This is a genomic window from Aureimonas jatrophae (assembly GCF_900104035.1).
Lineage (GTDB): Bacteria > Pseudomonadota > Alphaproteobacteria > Rhizobiales > Rhizobiaceae > Aureimonas > Aureimonas jatrophae.
This window is the reverse complement of record NZ_FNIT01000001.1, coordinates 353142-368164: the sequence shown is the minus strand read 5'-3', so window position 1 is coordinate 368164 and position 15023 is coordinate 353142. Positions and strand designations below refer to the sequence as shown.

Below are 15023 nucleotides of genomic sequence, written 5' to 3'. Positions count from 1 at the left end.
CGCGGCCGGCTTGTCGCAGAGGGGGACCCGCGCCGTCCAGCCCGCTCAAGCGACCACGGCGCGGTCGCCGACGCGTCGCCAGCGCGTGCCGTCCGAAAAGGCGAGCGTCGCGCCGCCCGCCTCGTCCGGCACGAAGATCACCTGCCCGGCGCCACTCGCGGCGGAGGGAAGCGCGGCGCGCGCATAGGCGCCGACCCTGACAGGTCCCGCGACGTCCAGCGCGCAGGCCGGCTCGTGCCCACCCGCCAATGCCACGAAGCCGCTCGCACGCGCGGCGCGCAACGCGGTGCGAAAGCTCGCGCCGTCGGCCGAGACGCGGAACTGCAGGTCGTCGTCGCCGGTCAGGCCCAGCTCCGCGCGCCCCGACCAAGCGGTCTGGAACACGAGCGAGGCGGTGCGCGCGCTCGCCGCCTTATTGACGACCTTGCGGGCATCCCCGGTTCCGGGCGTTCGGTCGTCGTGGGTCAGCAGCTCAACGTCGGTCGCGACGGTCAGGCGGTTGGCGGAGGACGGCGCGGCGTTGATGCCGAGGCTCGGCAGGTCGCGCGCCGCGAAGGCGTCGCCGCTCCAGGTTGCACCGTCGAAGATCACAAGACGGCGCTCGTCGAGCACGTATGCAACCTGACCGAGCACGGGGCGGATGGCGACGAAGCCACCGTTCTCGAACAGCGCGAGCGAGCCGGGTGCCATCTCTTCCCAGCGGGCGCCGGTGCGGTCGGGCGGCAGAATGAAGAGGTCGCCCTCTTCGGCGGCGTCCGGCTCGGCGGCCGTACGCATCGAGTGCACGGCCGTTTGCACAAGGACGTCCAGAAGACGTAGCGCCTCGTTGTGGGTCAGATGCTTCTGCGCCTGCTGGGCCAGCAGAAAGGGCAGGTTCAGTCGGGGTGTCTCGTCCATGGCGCGTCCTGGTCCATCCGTTGCGACGGCGAAGCATACGCGAGGCTGGAGACGCGGGGAGAACGGCGCTGCCGTTCCCTCGCTGTTGTACGCGCGCCATGGTTGTGTTGAGGTGGCAACAGTTTGGTTGCGACGTCAACCATTCGCGCAATTATGAGTTGCGACGATCGGGCCGGGTGTGGGCATATGATCGGCGACGGGGCGTTCGACCTTTCGGCGAGGTCGTTTCCGTCACGCGGCTCCATGGGTCGCCGGCAGCGTATCGGCGGGCGACAGCACGACCGCAGGGGGAACCGACATGATCAGACCATGCCAGGCGGCGGGCGTGCTCGCCGTGCTCTTGTGTGCGCCTGCAGCCTGGGCGCAAAGCACCGTCAGCCCCCAGTCGGACTGGAACGGCAACTACGGCTTCGCCTCGACCGCCGACAAGAACCTGCGCCTCCTGCAGACCGATGTCCTGCGCAAAAACGAGGAGGGCTACTACGAGTCGCTCGGCAAGACGCAGATCACCTCGTTCAACAATGTGCACTACGGCGACGAGATCGGCACGCAGACCAACAACGAGCGGAACGAGATCGGGCAGCAGACCACGGCGATCGGCGCCGTGAACAACTCCACCAACAACATCGATATCTCGGGCCGCGGCAACATCAACGTCGCAACCAGCAACGAGGCCCAATCGCACGGTTGCCAGGACGGACGCGTCTCGATCGACGCGACCTTGCCCGGCGGTCAGCCCACCTGCAACTGAGCGAGGCGTCATGCGTCTTCGCCCCCTTGCGCGCACGCTTGCGGCCATTCTGTCGGCCGCCTCGCTGTTCGGCTGCGCCGCCGCGCCGGGCGTGGCGAGCTCGACCAGCAACGCCAAGCTGGTCCAGGGTCCGCCGATCAGCGACATCGTCACGCCCTTCGACAAGGCGCTGATCTGCCTGAACGGGCGCATCGCGCGCCAGCTCGTCTTCTCGGTCGGCGCGGTGCTGGACCAGACCGGCAAGGAGAGCTTCACGGACGGTGGCGTCGGCAAGTTCGTCAGTCAGGGCGCGGGCGACATGATCCAGTCCGCCCTGTTCCGGGCGGGCGCGACCGTGGTGAACCGCCGCGATCCGCGCGTGGCGACCACGGAGGCCGAGTGGCGCGTGCGCGACCTGTCGCGGCAGATCCCGTCGAACTTCTACATCACGGGCTCGATCAACTCGCTGGACTTCATTCCCGGCTCGGGAGCGGAGGTCGAGGTCGCCGGCATCGGTGCGCGCTACCGGCAGAACCGCATCCTGATCGGGCTCGATCTTGCGATGACCGACGCCAACAGCGGCCTGATCGTCGCGAACGTCCCGCTCCAGAAGCAGATCTTCTCGTCGGAAGCCGGCATTGGCGTCGGGCGCTTCATCGGCGACCAGCTGACCAATGTCGACTTCGGCGGGCGCGAGCGCGAGGCGATCCACTTCGCGCTCCGGCAGATGCTGAACCTCGCGACCTTCGAGCTGCTGACGCAGGTCATGAAGGCCGAGAACTTCGCGGAGTGCCGCAGCTTCGTGGATCGGGCGCACGGCTACATCGACCACACCAAGACGGCCGAGGCCGTGGCGGCTCTGGAAAAGGCGAAGAGCGCCGCGCGTGCCGTCGGCGCGCAGCCGCCCGGCGCCAAGCCCGCGCCGGCCGCCGGCCCCACGCCCGCCGCGCTGCCGGGCGTGCAGATGGGTGTGAAGGCTGCCGCGCCCGCCACGACGCCGGCCGCCGTGCGCACCGAGAAACCCTATGCCGGGTCGAGCGGCGCCTTCCCGGGTGCTGGCGGCGGCAAGGCGGAAACCGAACTCAGCGATCAGGCCAAGGCGCAGGCCATCCTGACGCAATGACGGAAATTCGGCGGAGCGCTGGAACCGCTCCGCCGATCGACAGGGCTCTCGTGAACGACCTGTCCAACCCAAGGGGACCGCCGACAGGGAGCCGGCAAACCCCAGGCAACGAGCTGGAGTTAACAAATGAAGTCCCTCTTCACAATCGGCGCCTCGGCGCTGGTCATGGGTCTGGCTTCGATCGGCGGCGCTCAGGCGCAGTCGCTCGGCGCGGTGATCGGCGACAATCTCGTCGGTCTGCAGGCGACGTTCGCAAACGGCAACTGGGTCAACGACTCGATCAACATCGGCACCATCAACGGTGCGGTGACGCTCGGCCAGGCCGGTCTGGACACCGCGACCGAGGTCGATCTCGGCGCGATCAACGTCGGCGTCCAGGGTGCCGCGTCGGGCGCCATCAGCGTCCTGCCGCCGCTTCTCTCGCTGTCGGGCGCGGCGGAAGTCGGCCTCGGCATCGACCTCGGCTCGGTGGCGACCCGTGCGGCGACCGCCGGCGAGATCGCCAGCTCGGCCGCGATCGAGACCGTCGTCGTCGGCGCGGTGAACACGGGCGACATCGCGAGCGCCGTGCAGAACAGCGCCCTGCGCGCCAGCAACAGCACGACCGCCAGCACGGGCAGCCTCGCCACGACCATCTCGGGCAGCGCGTCCTCGGCCGCCAGCACGACCAACACCGCCTCGTCCTCCGCGGCGAGCTCGGTGAACTCGGTGGACTTCCAGGGTCCGTCCACGACGATCACGGCCGCGACCGAGGCCCTGTCGTCCGGCCCGCTGGCCGACGTCTATGCCGCGAACCGCGCGTTCAACGGTGGCACGATCCTCGGCTCGGTCACCGCGGTCGCCAACAACATGGACCTCGCCGGCATCGGTACGACGGTCGTCGGCGCCGTCAACACCGGCACGATCTCGCTGGGCTTCGACGGCTCGGCGCTCAACCTGCCGGAGTAAGGCAGACAGGTCGGGGGCGGGCCGAGGGCCCGTCCCCTTCCACCGGTCATCGTCGCCGCCCTCGACCCGCCCTTCGGCGGCGGCTTCCGCACGCCCTCAAGCCGACGCTTCGCCACGACGTCGGGCAGACCTCGAACCCTGGAGCCGACGCCATGCAGAAACTGGCCCTCGCCCTTGCCGCCTCGACCATCGCCGGTTCGGCCCTCGCCGCCGACATCGTCGACTATCCCCCGCCCGAGCCGCCGGTCGCCTTCGTGCCGGCCTTCTCGTGGACCGGCCTCTACGTCGGCGGACAGGCCGGCGGATCGTTCAACAACGGCTCGTCGAATGCTCCGTCGAGCTTCGTCTTCGTTCCCGGCATCGCGGCCACGCCCGGCACGCCCGAGATCCCCGCCACACCGGGCACGCCCGGCACCCCGGCCACGCCGGGCACCCCGGCGATCCCGGGCACGCCCGGAACGCCGGCCACACCGGGAACGCCCGGCATTCCGGCCGTCTTCGGAACGCTTGAATATTCCTGCACGGCCGCAGCCGCCGGCGCGGCCGGCGCCGGTTCCTGCGCCGTGATCTATCCGGACGGCACCAGCCGCCTGAACGTTCCGGCGGCCGAGCTGTCCCGGACGCTGGCCGCCTCCGGCCAGGCCATCACGTTCGGGCAGGCCGTCGAGGTCGCGGTGGTCGTCACGCCGGCCGTGCCCGGAACGCCAGGAACCCCCGCCACTCCCGGCACCCCTGGCACGCCCGCGGTTCCCGGAACACCGGAAGTCCCGGCCACGCCAGGCACGCCGCTGGTTCCCGCAACGCCCGGCACGCCCGGCGTTCCCGATCAGAACTACGCCTACACGTTCGGACCGACGACCCAGAACTACTCCGACGAGGACGACAGCTTCGCCGGCGGCGGCCACATCGGCTACAACTACGCGCTCGGCGCGCTCGGTGGGAACACGTTCGTCGTCGGCGCGGTGGCCGACCTGTCCTATGTCGACATCACCAAGGGCGGCGGCATTGCCGACGGGCTCGACACGGTCGGCATCCGCCAGGAGCTCGACTATCTGGCGACGGTGCGCCTGAAGGCGGGCGCGGGCCTCGACCGCTTCTTCGTCTACGGAACGGGCGGCGTCGCCTTTGGCAAGATCGAGACCTCGTTCGTCGCGACGCCCTTCCTGGCCGCGGGCTCGGACGACGACACGCGCGTCGGCTATGCCGTGGGCGCAGGCACGGACTACGCTGTCACGGACAATCTGCTGATCGGCCTGGAGTATCTCTACACCGACCTCGGCTCCGACGACCGCGCCTTCGTCACGCCGCTCGCCAACGGCTCGACGCTGACGACGCGCACCGACGAGGACTTCGACTTCCACACCGTGTGGGGCAAGGTCTCCTACCGCTTCAACTGAGCCGCATCGCGCCGGCCATGCCTGGCCGGCGCCGCCGCAAGCGGGCTTCGGCGCTCCTGTCCTGCTGCCGAACCCGCCCAGCGAAGGCGGAGCCCCTGCCCGGCTCCGCCTTCGCGCCCGTTTCAGGACCGTCCGGACGGATCACCCCCGACCGCGACCTCCGGCGGCGCGGCCGCCACCGAGGCCGCCTCGCGGCCGAGCCGCTGCTCGCGCAGAAAGATGAACACACCCGATCCCGTGATCAGCACCGCGCCCAGAAGCAGCGCCGGCGTAGGCTGCTCGCCGAAGAACACGGCGCCGAAGATGATGGCCCAGACGATCAGCGTGTACTGGTAGGGCACGACCGTGCTGGCGGGCGCGAGCAGCAGCGAGCGGTTCACGCAGACATGCGCGGTCATCGACACGAGGCCGAGCAGGAGAAGGAAGATCCAGTCAAAGGCGGACGGCGGGGTCCAGCCGACGATCGGCGTCAGCACGAGGCCGAACACGAGCGCCGAAGCGGTTTGCCACGTGATCAGCGTGACCTCGCCCGACGGCACGAGAATGCGCGTCGTGATGATCAGCACGGCATAGGCGAAGGAGCCGGCGATCGCGATCAGCGCGGCGGGCCCGGCCTCGGCGATGCCCGGCCCGAGCGCGACCAGCACACCGGCAAAGCCCACGAGCACGGCGCTCCAGCGCACCCATCCGACCCGCTCGCCAAGCAACAGGGCGCCCAGCGCGGTGACGTAGATCGGCCCGGCGAGATAGAAGGTCATCACGGTGGCGAGCGACATCGAGCTCAACGCCCAATAGAACAGCCCGACCTCCAGCGCCGAACAGACCGCACGGGCGATCTGCAGGCGCAGGCGCGGCGGGCGCACCAACCGGCGCCAGCCCTCGCGTCGCCAGAACGGCACCAGCACGGCCAGCGCCGAGATGGAACGGACCAGCAGGATCTGCCCGACCGCATAGCTGCCCACCAGCCATTTCCCCATGGCGTCGTTGCTGGCGAACAGGAACACGCCGAGCAGCATGAAGCCGACGCCAGCCAGGGCACCGGAGGTCGAACGACGGGCGGGGGCGATGCTGGTCATGAAAGGCTCGGCGGACAAAGGCGTTGGGCCGCGCATACACCCGCCGGCACGCCGCCTCCAGCGCTTTGCGGACGACGGCGCTTCGTCGGGCTTACGATCCGGCCGACAGGAAGCGGCGGCTGAGAAACGGCGACCCGGCCTCGCCGAAACGCCAGACCGCCTCGACCCCCTTGGTGATTCCGATTCGCGGCCCTTCCAGAAGGCGAACCGCGGCATTCGCCGGCTCGAGGCGGAAGGGCGGCCGATCGAGTGGCCGGCCGTCGAGGGAGCTGTCGATTCCGAGCGCCTGGCACAGCCGTCCCGGCCCCGCGCACAGGAGACGCGGGTTCGCGGTGCCGCGCCGCGCCGCCATGCGCTCCAGCCCCTCGGTCGGCTCCAGCGCGCGCAGGAGCACCGCACTTCCCGGCTCGCCTTCGTGGCAGACGACGTTGAAGCACCAGTGGATGCCGTAGGAGCGATACACGTAGGCGCAGCCGACGGGACCGAACATCGTGCGGTTGCGCGGGGTCTCGCCGCGAAACGAGTGCGAGGCCGGGTCGTCGCGTCGATAGGCTTCGGTCTCGACAATGCGACCGCCAACGCCGTCGACCGTGAAGGTCGCACCGACGAGGTTGCGAGCGAGCGTCACCGGGTCGGCGGCGAGCCAGTGGAGGTCTGTGGACAGGTTCAGAACCGTCTCCGGAAAAATCGGTGTCGCCAACGGGCTCGGCCCGTCGGCGTCTTGACAGCGGGAAGGCCCGATCCTTATACCGCTGAGACGTCCGGCGGGCACCCCTTGTCTCGGACGCCTCTGCTTTGGCTTGGCAGTGTAGCTCAGTTGGTGAGAGCGCCGGATTCATAACCCGGAGGTCGGCGGTTCAAATCTGCCCACTGCTACCAAGCAACCCTCGATCACTTAAGAATTTTGAAGTGCGGTCGGATCTCGTCCCCGGTCTGTCTCGAGCAGGACAACGAGACGCTGCGCCATCGGCCATCTTCCATCGCCGCTTGAGGTGATGCGGCGGAGGAGAGCCGAATGCGTATCGAAGAGATTCTGGAGCAGTTCACCCGGTAGACGGGCCTTGCACTGAAAGTGGACGAGACGCGCAGCTGCCGCCTCGTCTTCGACGGCCGCGTTAGCGTCGACATCGGAGCTCCGGCGGCGCAGACCGGGACCGTATTCCTGCACAGTGCGGTCGGCGTTCTTCCGGCCAGCGGCCGCGAGGCGATCTACGAGCAACTGCTGTCGAGCAACCTGTTCGGTCGCGATACGGGCGCCGCGGTCCTGGCCGTGGATCGCGATCTCGGCGAGGTCGTGCTCCTGCGCCGATTGGACGAGCGCCACCTCGGGTATGCCGAGTTCACGGACGCGCTGGAGGACTTCATCGCGCGGGTCGGAGCCTGGACCGAGAAGCTCAAGTCCGGTGCTTCCGCAGGGGGTGGCCGGTCGCAGGAAGCCTTTGCCGACCATTCCATGATGCGCGTCTGAGGGAGGTCGCCATGTCCCATACGATCGGCAGCGCGCACAGCGCGCAGAGCATCCAGACCATCGCGCAGCAGACTGTCGGGGGCGCGCAGGGCCAGTTCAACGGTCATACCGTTGCCGCAGCCCCCGCGCAGCCGCGCGCGACCAGCGCTCTCAAGACCGCATGGCTGGAGGTGCAGCACTTCTTCGAACCCCTGGTCGGCATGCGCGTGAGCACGCCCGAGCCGCAGCAGGTCAACAATGCGGACGACGCCACGCGCGCCGTGATGCATGCCATGACGAAGCGCGAGCCGGACACGTTGAGCGTCCTCGGATCCCTGTCGCAACTGCTCGACCATGGTCATTGCACGCTGGACGCCGGCCGGGACGGCATGACCCAGGAGTCGGGTCAGATGTTCCGGCACGAGTTCCAGAACATGTCCGACATGCAGCTCCTGCGCCTCCATACGACGTTCCAAAAGAACCCGGAGTTCGGCGAAGCGCTGACGCAGTCCGGCTCCTCCGCCGTCATGGCGCTCACCGATCTGGACAAGGGGCGGGTCGACGATCTGACGGTCGACGAGCAGAGAGCTGGCGGGCGGGTCAACGACCTCGGCTTCCTCGCCCTGTCGCTGCGTGGCAGCGTCCAGTCGGAACTGGAAGCGCGGGGCTTCAAGGTCGAGACCGTGAACGTCAGCGGATCCAACCCGAGTCCCGAAATGCAGCGGTTCGCGGAACGCGTCGTCGAGAACGGTGGCGACACGCAGACGGCGATCAGCGAGATCCGAGCCGAGCTCGCCCTGGAACGTCACGACGCCATCGTGAACACGCTGGAGCACCTCGGCGTCGGCTGAGGCTACATAGACTCGACGGTATGCGTGATGAACAGGCGGACATGGTCGCGGCGACCCTGCCCGTCTTCGTTGCGCCGGGAGCCGCGCGGCGCTAGGGAGCGCAGGAACCGCACTCCTTCTGCCGGATCGTCATGAGCATTCGCATCGCTGTGGTCGGCTGTGGCCAATGGGGTCGCAACCATGTGCGCACGCTGGCGGAGATCGGCGCGCTCGCCGCCGTGGCCGACGCCGACGCGGCGCGCGCGAGCGATTTCGCGTCGCGCTTCGGCGTTCCGGCGCGAAGCCTCGACGAGTTGCTCGCCGATGCCTCGATCCACGGCCTCGTCCTCGCCATGCCCCCTCGCCTGCACGGCGAGACCGCCCGCCGCGCCCTGCGAGCGGGCAAGCACGTCCTCGTCGAGAAGCCCATCGCGCTCGACCCGGCCGATGCGGAGGCGACGGCCGCGGTCGCGCGCGAGACCGGGCGTCACCTCATGGTCGGCCACGTTCTGCGCTTCCATCCGGTGTTCGAGCGGCTCGACGCGCTGGTGCGCGAGGGACGGATCGGCACCTTGCGCCACATCGTGTCGACCCGCCTCGGCCTCGGGCGCTTCCTCGGCATGGATGCGGTGTGGGACCTCGCGCCGCACGACCTTTCGCTGGTTCTCCAAGTCGCGGGCCGGCCGCCCGAATCGATCGAGACGCTGCGACGCACGGTGCTCAGCGACGAGACCGACGAGGCCGAGATCGCGCTCGACTTCGGCGACGGGCTGACGGGGTCGATCCGCGTCTCGCGCGTTTCGGCCTATCGCGACCGCCGCTTCACGGCCGTCGGCACGAAGGGGATGCTGGTCTTCGACGATCTGGAAGCGGAGGGACGCAAGCTGGCCTTCCACGCGCACGAGGTCTGGCGCGACGGATCGAGCTTCGGCTTCCGCCATGCCGATCCCGAGTATCTGGAGACCGAGCCCGGCCTGCCGCTCGACCGGGAACTGAGGGACTTCCTGCGCGCGATCGCGACCGGCAAGCCGGTGCGCACCGGTGCGGCCGAGGCGGTCGAGACCGTTCGGATCCTGTCGCAGGCCTCGCCGCGCGGTTGATGATCAGGCGGCGACGCTCGCGAGCGCCTCGGTCAGGCTCGTGCGGGCGATGACGCCGCCGCCGAAGACGCGGGCGCCCGCCCCCTCCCCGTCGTAGACGACGCAGGCCTGGCCCGGCGACACGCCGCTTTCCGCGCCCGACAGTTCGACCTCGACCTCGCCGTCCGGCGTCATGCGCAGGACGGCCGGCGCGGGCGGACGCGTGGACCGGACCTTCACGAAGACCTCCTGCCCGGAACCGGGCGCGAGCGGCGCGTCGCCCAGCCAGTTCACGTCGCGCAGCGCCAGACGGCGCGTCGCGAGCGCCTCGCGGGGACCCACGCGCACCGTTCGGGTCGCGGCCTCGATCGCCACGACGTAGAGCGGCTCGCCGGAGGCGACGCCGAGGCCGCGGCGCTGCCCGACCGTGAAGCCCATGATGCCGTCGTGCCGGCCGAGGTGCCGGCCGTCGAGGTGGCGGATGTCGCCCGGTTCGTTGGCCTCCGGTCGCAGCTTCGCGATGACGTCGGAATAGCGGCCGTTGGCGACGAAGCAGATGTCCTGGCTGTCGGGCTTGGCCGCGACCTCGAGCCCGTGCAGGCGGGCGATCTCGCGCGTCTCGCTCTTGGGTAGCGGGCCGAGCGGAAATCGCAGGAAGTCGAGCTGCTCCTGCGTCGTGCCGTACAGGAAGTAACTCTGGTCCCGGTCGAGATCGGCCGGGCGGTGGAGCGAGCGGTGCGCGCCGTTCGGCCGCGACAGGATGTAGTGGCCGGTCGCCAGCGCGTCGGCGCCCAGGTCGCGGGCGGTAGCGAGCAGATCCCGGAACTTCACGGTCTGATTGCAGGCGATGCAGGGCACGGGCGTTTCGCCGGCCAGATAGCTTGCGGCGAAGGGATCGATCACCGATTCGCGGAAGCGCTGCTCGTAGTCGAGCACGTAGTGCGGGATGCCGATGATTTCCGCGGTGCGCCGGGCATCGGCGATGTCCTGACCCGCGCAACAGGCACCGGCGCGGCGGGGCTGCGCGCCGCCGTCGTAGAGCTGCAGGGTGATGCCGACGACGTCGTAGCCCTCCGCCTTGAGGATCGCCGCGGTGACCGACGAGTCGACCCCGCCCGACATGGCGACGACGACGCGCGTGTCGGCGGGGGCTTTCGGCAGGTCCAGGCTGTTGGTCACGGCAGGTCTCGCGGATGTCGGCGGGCGTGGCGCGCGGGTCCCAGCTGTTTAGCGAAGCGGACGGGCCGATGCCAAGTCGTTGGGGAGTCTCTCGAATCCCGGCCCGACGTCGCTCGCAAATGCGGCACGGGCGTGGCGAAGAGAAACTTGCTTCAACCTGTTATCGAATTCTTTCTAGGGGCTTAGCGGAATTTTTAGATGCAGAAGTCTAGGGTTCCCTGGCGATTAGGTCCTTGCGGATGTTTGAGAGTTCAATGACCGATCAGGTGAGACCACGAGTGAAATACGTCATCGGACCCGACGGCAGTCCGCTGACGATCAACGACCTGCCGCCGACCAATACGCGGCGCTGGGTCATTCGCCGCAAGGCCGAGGTGGTGGCCGCGGTTCGTGGCGGGCTGCTCAGCCTCGACGAAGCGTGCTCGCGCTATACGCTGACCGTCGAGGAGTTCCTGTCCTGGCAGATGTCGATCGACAGCCACGGCCTGGCCGGGCTGCGCACGACGCAGATCCAGGAGTATCGCAAGAAGACGGACCTGCATTAGGACCGCCGGGCGAGGATCTCGCCCGCTCCCCTTCCCGCGACATCGACGAAGACCGGCGCCTGCGCCGGTTTTTTTGTGCCGTCCGCGTGGCTAAGCCGCCAACGAAAAGGCCCGGCCGCCCCGTGAAGGGCGCCGGGCCTGGATGGGCCTTCGCGAAGCGGCGGCGGATCAGGCGACGGCGCTGCCGCGCCGCTCGATCTCCGCGCCGTTGTCGCGCTGCTCCAGCTTCTCGGCGTTGGACAGCTCGGCTTCCGCCTCCTCGAGGCTGATTCGGGCCGCATTCATTTGGATGCGCAGATCGCCGACGGAGTTCACCAGGTTGTCGCGCCGCGCGCGCGCCGCCTTGGCGAAGGTCGGGTAGGCGAAGTGCGTCGTGTCGGTGATGCCCGAGCGCTTCTCCTCGTTGTTGATCTGCACGTCGAGCTCGGTCGCCATGCGCTCGAACTCAGCCATCATCAGCTGGAGCTGGTCCACCTGTCGGCGCTTCTCCGTCACCTTGAAGCGCGCCAGGCGCAGGAGGTTCTCACGCTTCGACATGAATGGGATAATCCCTTGTTTCATAGGGTTTCGCGCTCATGAGACCCCGGCTTCGGCAGTGCGCCTGCGGTTTCAGGCAAGGCTCGGCAGCTAGTGCTCTGCAACCTGTACAAGCGCACCGTCCAAGATCGGCGGAAAGGATTGAGGGCCGGTTAAACCGGCCGAACGGGGCCCATCGAGCCCCGTCTCCGCATGTTTCGACACTGGCTAACGCATTCTCGCCGCGGGTCGAAATTTTTGATTGATCGAGACCCTGGGAGAGAAGGGGTTGTTAACCATTCACCGCCATCCTCACGCTCAGGCACCACACTTACTCCAACCTCGTCGGCCCAAGGGCCGGTTGGGCTGACGCGAAGGATCACACGGATGCGCGTTCTTTTGATCGAGGATGACAGCGCCGTCGCGCAGAGCATCGAGCTGATGCTCAAGTCCGAGAGCTTCAACGTCTACACGACCGACCTCGGCGAGGAGGGCGTCGACCTCGGCAAGCTCTACGACTACGACATCATCCTCCTGGACCTGAACCTGCCCGACATGTCGGGCTACGAGGTTCTGCGCACGCTGCGCATATCGAAGGTCAAGACCCCGATCCTGATCCTCTCCGGCATGGCCGGCATCGAGGACAAGGTGCGCGGCCTCGGCTTCGGCGCGGACGACTACATGACCAAGCCGTTCCACAAGGACGAGCTGGTCGCCCGTATCCACGCCATCGTCCGTCGCTCGAAGGGCCACGCCCAGTCGGTGATCGTGACCGGCGACCTGACGGTGAACCTCGATGCCAAGACCGTGGAGGTCAACGGCCAGCGCGTTCACCTGACGGGCAAGGAATACGCGATGCTCGAGCTTCTGAGCCTGCGCAAGGGCACGACGCTCACCAAGGAGATGTTCCTGAACCATCTCTACGGCGGCATGGACGAGCCGGAGCTGAAGATCATCGACGTCTTCATCTGCAAGCTGCGCAAGAAGCTCGCGACCGCGACGGAAGGCAAGAACTACATCGAGACGGTTTGGGGCCGCGGCTACGTGCTGCGCGAGCCGGAAGCCGATACGCGCGCCGCCTGACGACGAGCGCGACGGAACAGGACGAGACGGGGCGCGCGAGCGCCCCTTTTTCGTCGCGGCGCGTGCGTCAGGCCGCGACCGTCAGGTGGCGATCCACCCAGGCGAGCAGCGAGGCGCGGTCGAAGGGACGGAACACGAAGCCGCTCGCCCCGGCCCGCTTGGCACGGGTCATCAGGCCCAGGTTGGTCTCGACCACCGACACGAGGATCGGCACCTGCGCGGTGGCCGGCGCGGCGCGCAGGGCCCGCACGTTGGCTTCGACGGTGGAGTCCGGCAGCGCGCCGGAGAGAATGACGAGCTCGAGCTCCTTCTCCCGCCCGGGGAGAAGCGCAAGCCCCGCGCTCGCGGTGGAGGCTCCAACCGCGTCCATGTCGATGCCCGACAGGATGCGCGCGGCGACCTTCACGACGATCTCCGACTCGTCGATGATCAGGCAAAGTGGCATGGCGGTCGTCTTTCGAGCTGTCCGGCCGGATGCCGGATCACGAAGACGACCTTAGCAGCGGGTTCCTGACGCCGCGTTTCCGAACGAGGCTAACGAAAACCTGTGCAAACCTTTCAAATTTTTCTCAGGCCTTCGCGGCGGTGAAGGTCGCGCTCGCCTCGTCCTGGTCGAGGGACACCGTGAGACCCGCCAGGTTCGCCAGCAGGAGCGTGTAGTAGAGCTGCACGCTCTGCGCATCGACCGGCCCCTCCATCGCCTCGCCCGACACGAGCTGGCGGAAGGCCACAGGTACGCGCAGCGGCTTCCCGCGTGCCACCACGACGATGCGAGGATCGGGCTCGATCGCCTCGATGCGAACCTCGACGCTCGGACCGCGCGGCACCGAGGCGTTGGCGACCAGCACGAGGTTCATGATCAGCTTGGCGACGTTCTTGGGCACGAAGGCGCGTTCGCCTTCCCAGGTGAGGTTCGCGCGCTCGAACGACATCCAACCTTCCGACAGCGAGCGCGCGTCGCCCAGGTCGATCGGAGAGGTCGCCGAGCCCGAGGCTCCGAAGGCGATGCGCAGGAATTGCAGCTTGGCGACGGCCCGCGCGGTTGATTCGCGCGTCAGGTTCATCGCCTCGGCGTCCTGCGGGTCTTCGTCCAGCATCTCGAGGCCCGTGCGGATCGCGCCGACCGGCGACACCGCATCGTGACACAACCGGCTGGCGAGCAGCGAGGCGAGATCCGGGGCGGAAAGTTCGGGCAGCTGATGCATGGTCGGTCCGTTGCGTGAGAGCCGGATGGATCCGCCCTAACACGACGACGCGCATGCCAGCGAGTGCACCGCTGCATCGCCTTCGCGCGGAACGGACGAACACGACGTTAGCACTTCGGAAACCAAGCTTGCGGCAAGCTGGGGACACATCGCCCGCCATCGCGCGGGCCGCGATCCGATCCGATCTTCCGGGACCCACCGCCGATGATCTCCATGCGCCCCCTCCTCCGCCGCCTCGCCCTGACCGCGCTTGCGCTGGCGAGCGTCGCGCCGGCTGCCCTGGCTCCCGTGGCCGCGCAGGCGCAGCAGGCGTCCGGCTACACGATGGCCGAGATCGTGACGGAGGGGCATCGCTTCTTCGGCGCGACGGCGGGCGGGCTCGCCACGGTGGTCGAGAAGGCCTTTCAGGAGCGCGGACTGCCGAACGGCTACATTCTCGGCGAGGAGGGCTCGGGCGCCTTTATCGGCGGTCTGCGCTACGGCGAGGGAACGTTGTTCACCAAGAACGCGGGCGAGCACCGCGTCTACTGGCAGGGGCCCTCGATCGGCTTCGACGCAGGCGGCGACGGCGCGCGCACGATGATGCTCGTCTACAACCTCCCCTCGACCGAGGCCATCTACGGGCGCTTCGTGGGCTTCTCGGGAAGCGCGTATCTGGTGGGCGGGCTCGGCATGACGCTTCTCCAGAAGGACTCGATCTCGCTGGCCCCGATCCGCACCGGGCTCGGCGCGCGGCTCGGCGTGAACCTCGGCTACCTGAAGTTCAGCCCGCAGGCGACCTGGAACCCGTTCTGACGGGACCTCGCCCGCCGTTCCCGTCTGCGCCTCGCTTGGCAGCGCGGGCCGTTCTCCGGTAAGAGCGAACCCACGCAACCTTGCCGGGTCGCTCTTGCGCGCTGCTCTTCCCCTCCCCTTGCCGCTGGTCGACGCTCCGAACGGGCGACGGCACACCGGCGTGCGCCTCGCGA

General features: G+C 68.6%; 17 protein-coding genes and 1 tRNA gene. 11 read left to right on the top strand and 7 right to left on the bottom strand.

Annotated elements, in window-relative coordinates; genetic code table 11:
- Positions 1 to 45: 45 nt before the first annotated feature.
- Complete coding sequence (locus BLQ76_RS01805; RefSeq protein ID WP_090667991.1) at positions 46 to 897, bottom strand: DUF2793 domain-containing protein; 852 nt, start codon at positions 895 to 897, stop codon at positions 46 to 48.
- 298 nt (positions 898 to 1195) lie between these two features.
- Here BLQ76_RS01805 and BLQ76_RS01800 point away from each other — a divergent pair, with 298 nt between their 5' ends.
- The 4 genes from BLQ76_RS01800 to BLQ76_RS22435 all read left to right on the top strand — a co-directional run bounded on the left by BLQ76_RS01800 (position 1196) and on the right by BLQ76_RS22435 (position 5095).
- A complete protein-coding gene (locus BLQ76_RS01800; RefSeq protein WP_090667988.1) occupies positions 1196 to 1648 on the top strand; it encodes a hypothetical protein in 453 nt (150 codons plus the stop codon).
- Positions 1649 to 1658: 10 nt separating this feature from the next.
- Entirely contained in the window at positions 1659 to 2750 is a 1092-nt protein-coding gene (locus BLQ76_RS01795; RefSeq protein ID WP_090667985.1) for a CsgG/HfaB family protein, read from the top strand.
- Between the two features lie 126 nt (positions 2751 to 2876).
- Entirely contained in the window at positions 2877 to 3698 is an 822-nt protein-coding gene (locus BLQ76_RS01790; protein ID WP_090667982.1) for a hypothetical protein, read from the top strand.
- A gap of 152 nt (positions 3699 to 3850) precedes the next feature.
- The gene (locus BLQ76_RS22435) at positions 3851 to 5095 is read left to right on the top strand and encodes an outer membrane protein (protein ID WP_244519436.1); all 1245 of its coding nucleotides are present in this window, start codon (positions 3851 to 3853) and stop codon (positions 5093 to 5095) included.
- A 122-nt stretch (positions 5096 to 5217) separates the two neighbouring features.
- Here BLQ76_RS22435 and BLQ76_RS01770 read toward each other — a convergent pair whose 3' ends face one another.
- Positions 5218 to 6171 (bottom strand): DMT family transporter, encoded by a 954-nt coding sequence (locus tag BLQ76_RS01770; RefSeq protein WP_090667971.1) that lies wholly within the window; start codon positions 6169 to 6171, stop codon positions 5218 to 5220.
- A gap of 91 nt (positions 6172 to 6262) precedes the next feature.
- Entirely contained in the window at positions 6263 to 6859 is a 597-nt protein-coding gene (locus BLQ76_RS01765; RefSeq protein WP_425285133.1) for a DNA-3-methyladenine glycosylase, read from the bottom strand.
- 114 nt (positions 6860 to 6973) lie between these two features.
- Here BLQ76_RS01765 and BLQ76_RS01760 point away from each other — a divergent pair.
- The 4 genes from BLQ76_RS01760 (at position 6974) to BLQ76_RS01745 (ending at position 9548) form a co-directional block, all read left to right on the top strand.
- Positions 6974 to 7050: transfer RNA gene (locus BLQ76_RS01760), tRNA-Met, on the top strand.
- Between the two features lie 187 nt (positions 7051 to 7237).
- Complete coding sequence (locus BLQ76_RS01755) at positions 7238 to 7639, top strand: type III secretion system chaperone (protein WP_090667969.1); 402 nt, start codon at positions 7238 to 7240, stop codon at positions 7637 to 7639.
- Positions 7640 to 7650: 11 nt separating this feature from the next.
- Complete coding sequence (locus BLQ76_RS01750; RefSeq protein WP_090667965.1) at positions 7651 to 8469, top strand: hypothetical protein; 819 nt, start codon at positions 7651 to 7653, stop codon at positions 8467 to 8469.
- A 131-nt stretch (positions 8470 to 8600) separates the two neighbouring features.
- On the top strand, positions 8601 to 9548 hold the full coding sequence (locus BLQ76_RS01745; RefSeq protein WP_090667962.1) for a Gfo/Idh/MocA family protein: 948 nt from the start codon (positions 8601 to 8603) through the stop codon (positions 9546 to 9548).
- A gap of 3 nt (positions 9549 to 9551) precedes the next feature.
- Here the strand turns inward: BLQ76_RS01745 and mnmA are convergent, their stop codons facing one another.
- Positions 9552 to 10649, bottom strand: a complete 1098-nt coding sequence (gene mnmA / locus BLQ76_RS01740; protein WP_090669482.1) for a tRNA 2-thiouridine(34) synthase MnmA — start codon at positions 10647 to 10649, stop codon at positions 9552 to 9554.
- Between the two features lie 311 nt (positions 10650 to 10960).
- Here mnmA and sciP point away from each other — a divergent pair, with 311 nt between their 5' ends.
- Positions 10961 to 11251: a CtrA inhibitor SciP gene (sciP, locus tag BLQ76_RS01735; RefSeq protein ID WP_062012275.1), complete on the top strand. Its 291-nt coding sequence runs from the start codon at positions 10961 to 10963 to the stop codon at positions 11249 to 11251.
- A 168-nt stretch (positions 11252 to 11419) separates the two neighbouring features.
- Here sciP and BLQ76_RS01730 read toward each other — a convergent pair whose 3' ends face one another.
- Entirely contained in the window at positions 11420 to 11788 is a 369-nt protein-coding gene (locus BLQ76_RS01730) for a flagellar export protein FliJ (protein WP_090667959.1), read from the bottom strand.
- A gap of 366 nt (positions 11789 to 12154) precedes the next feature.
- Here BLQ76_RS01730 and ctrA point away from each other — a divergent pair, with 366 nt between their 5' ends.
- Positions 12155 to 12850 (top strand): response regulator transcription factor CtrA, encoded by a 696-nt coding sequence (gene ctrA, locus BLQ76_RS01725; protein ID WP_062012271.1) that lies wholly within the window; start codon positions 12155 to 12157, stop codon positions 12848 to 12850.
- A 67-nt stretch (positions 12851 to 12917) separates the two neighbouring features.
- On the opposite strand, the gene BLQ76_RS01720 is transcribed toward ctrA, so the two are convergent.
- Positions 12918 to 13295, bottom strand: a complete 378-nt coding sequence (locus tag BLQ76_RS01720) for a response regulator (protein ID WP_090667956.1) — start codon at positions 13293 to 13295, stop codon at positions 12918 to 12920.
- Positions 13296 to 13419: 124 nt separating this feature from the next.
- A complete protein-coding gene (gene chpT, locus BLQ76_RS01715) occupies positions 13420 to 14055 on the bottom strand; it encodes a histidine phosphotransferase ChpT (protein ID WP_090667954.1) in 636 nt (211 codons plus the stop codon).
- Between the two features lie 213 nt (positions 14056 to 14268).
- Between chpT and BLQ76_RS01710 the strand changes: the two genes are divergently transcribed.
- Entirely contained in the window at positions 14269 to 14850 is a 582-nt protein-coding gene (locus tag BLQ76_RS01710; RefSeq protein ID WP_090669480.1) for a DUF1134 domain-containing protein, read from the top strand.
- The last annotated feature ends 173 nt before the right edge of the window (positions 14851 to 15023 follow it).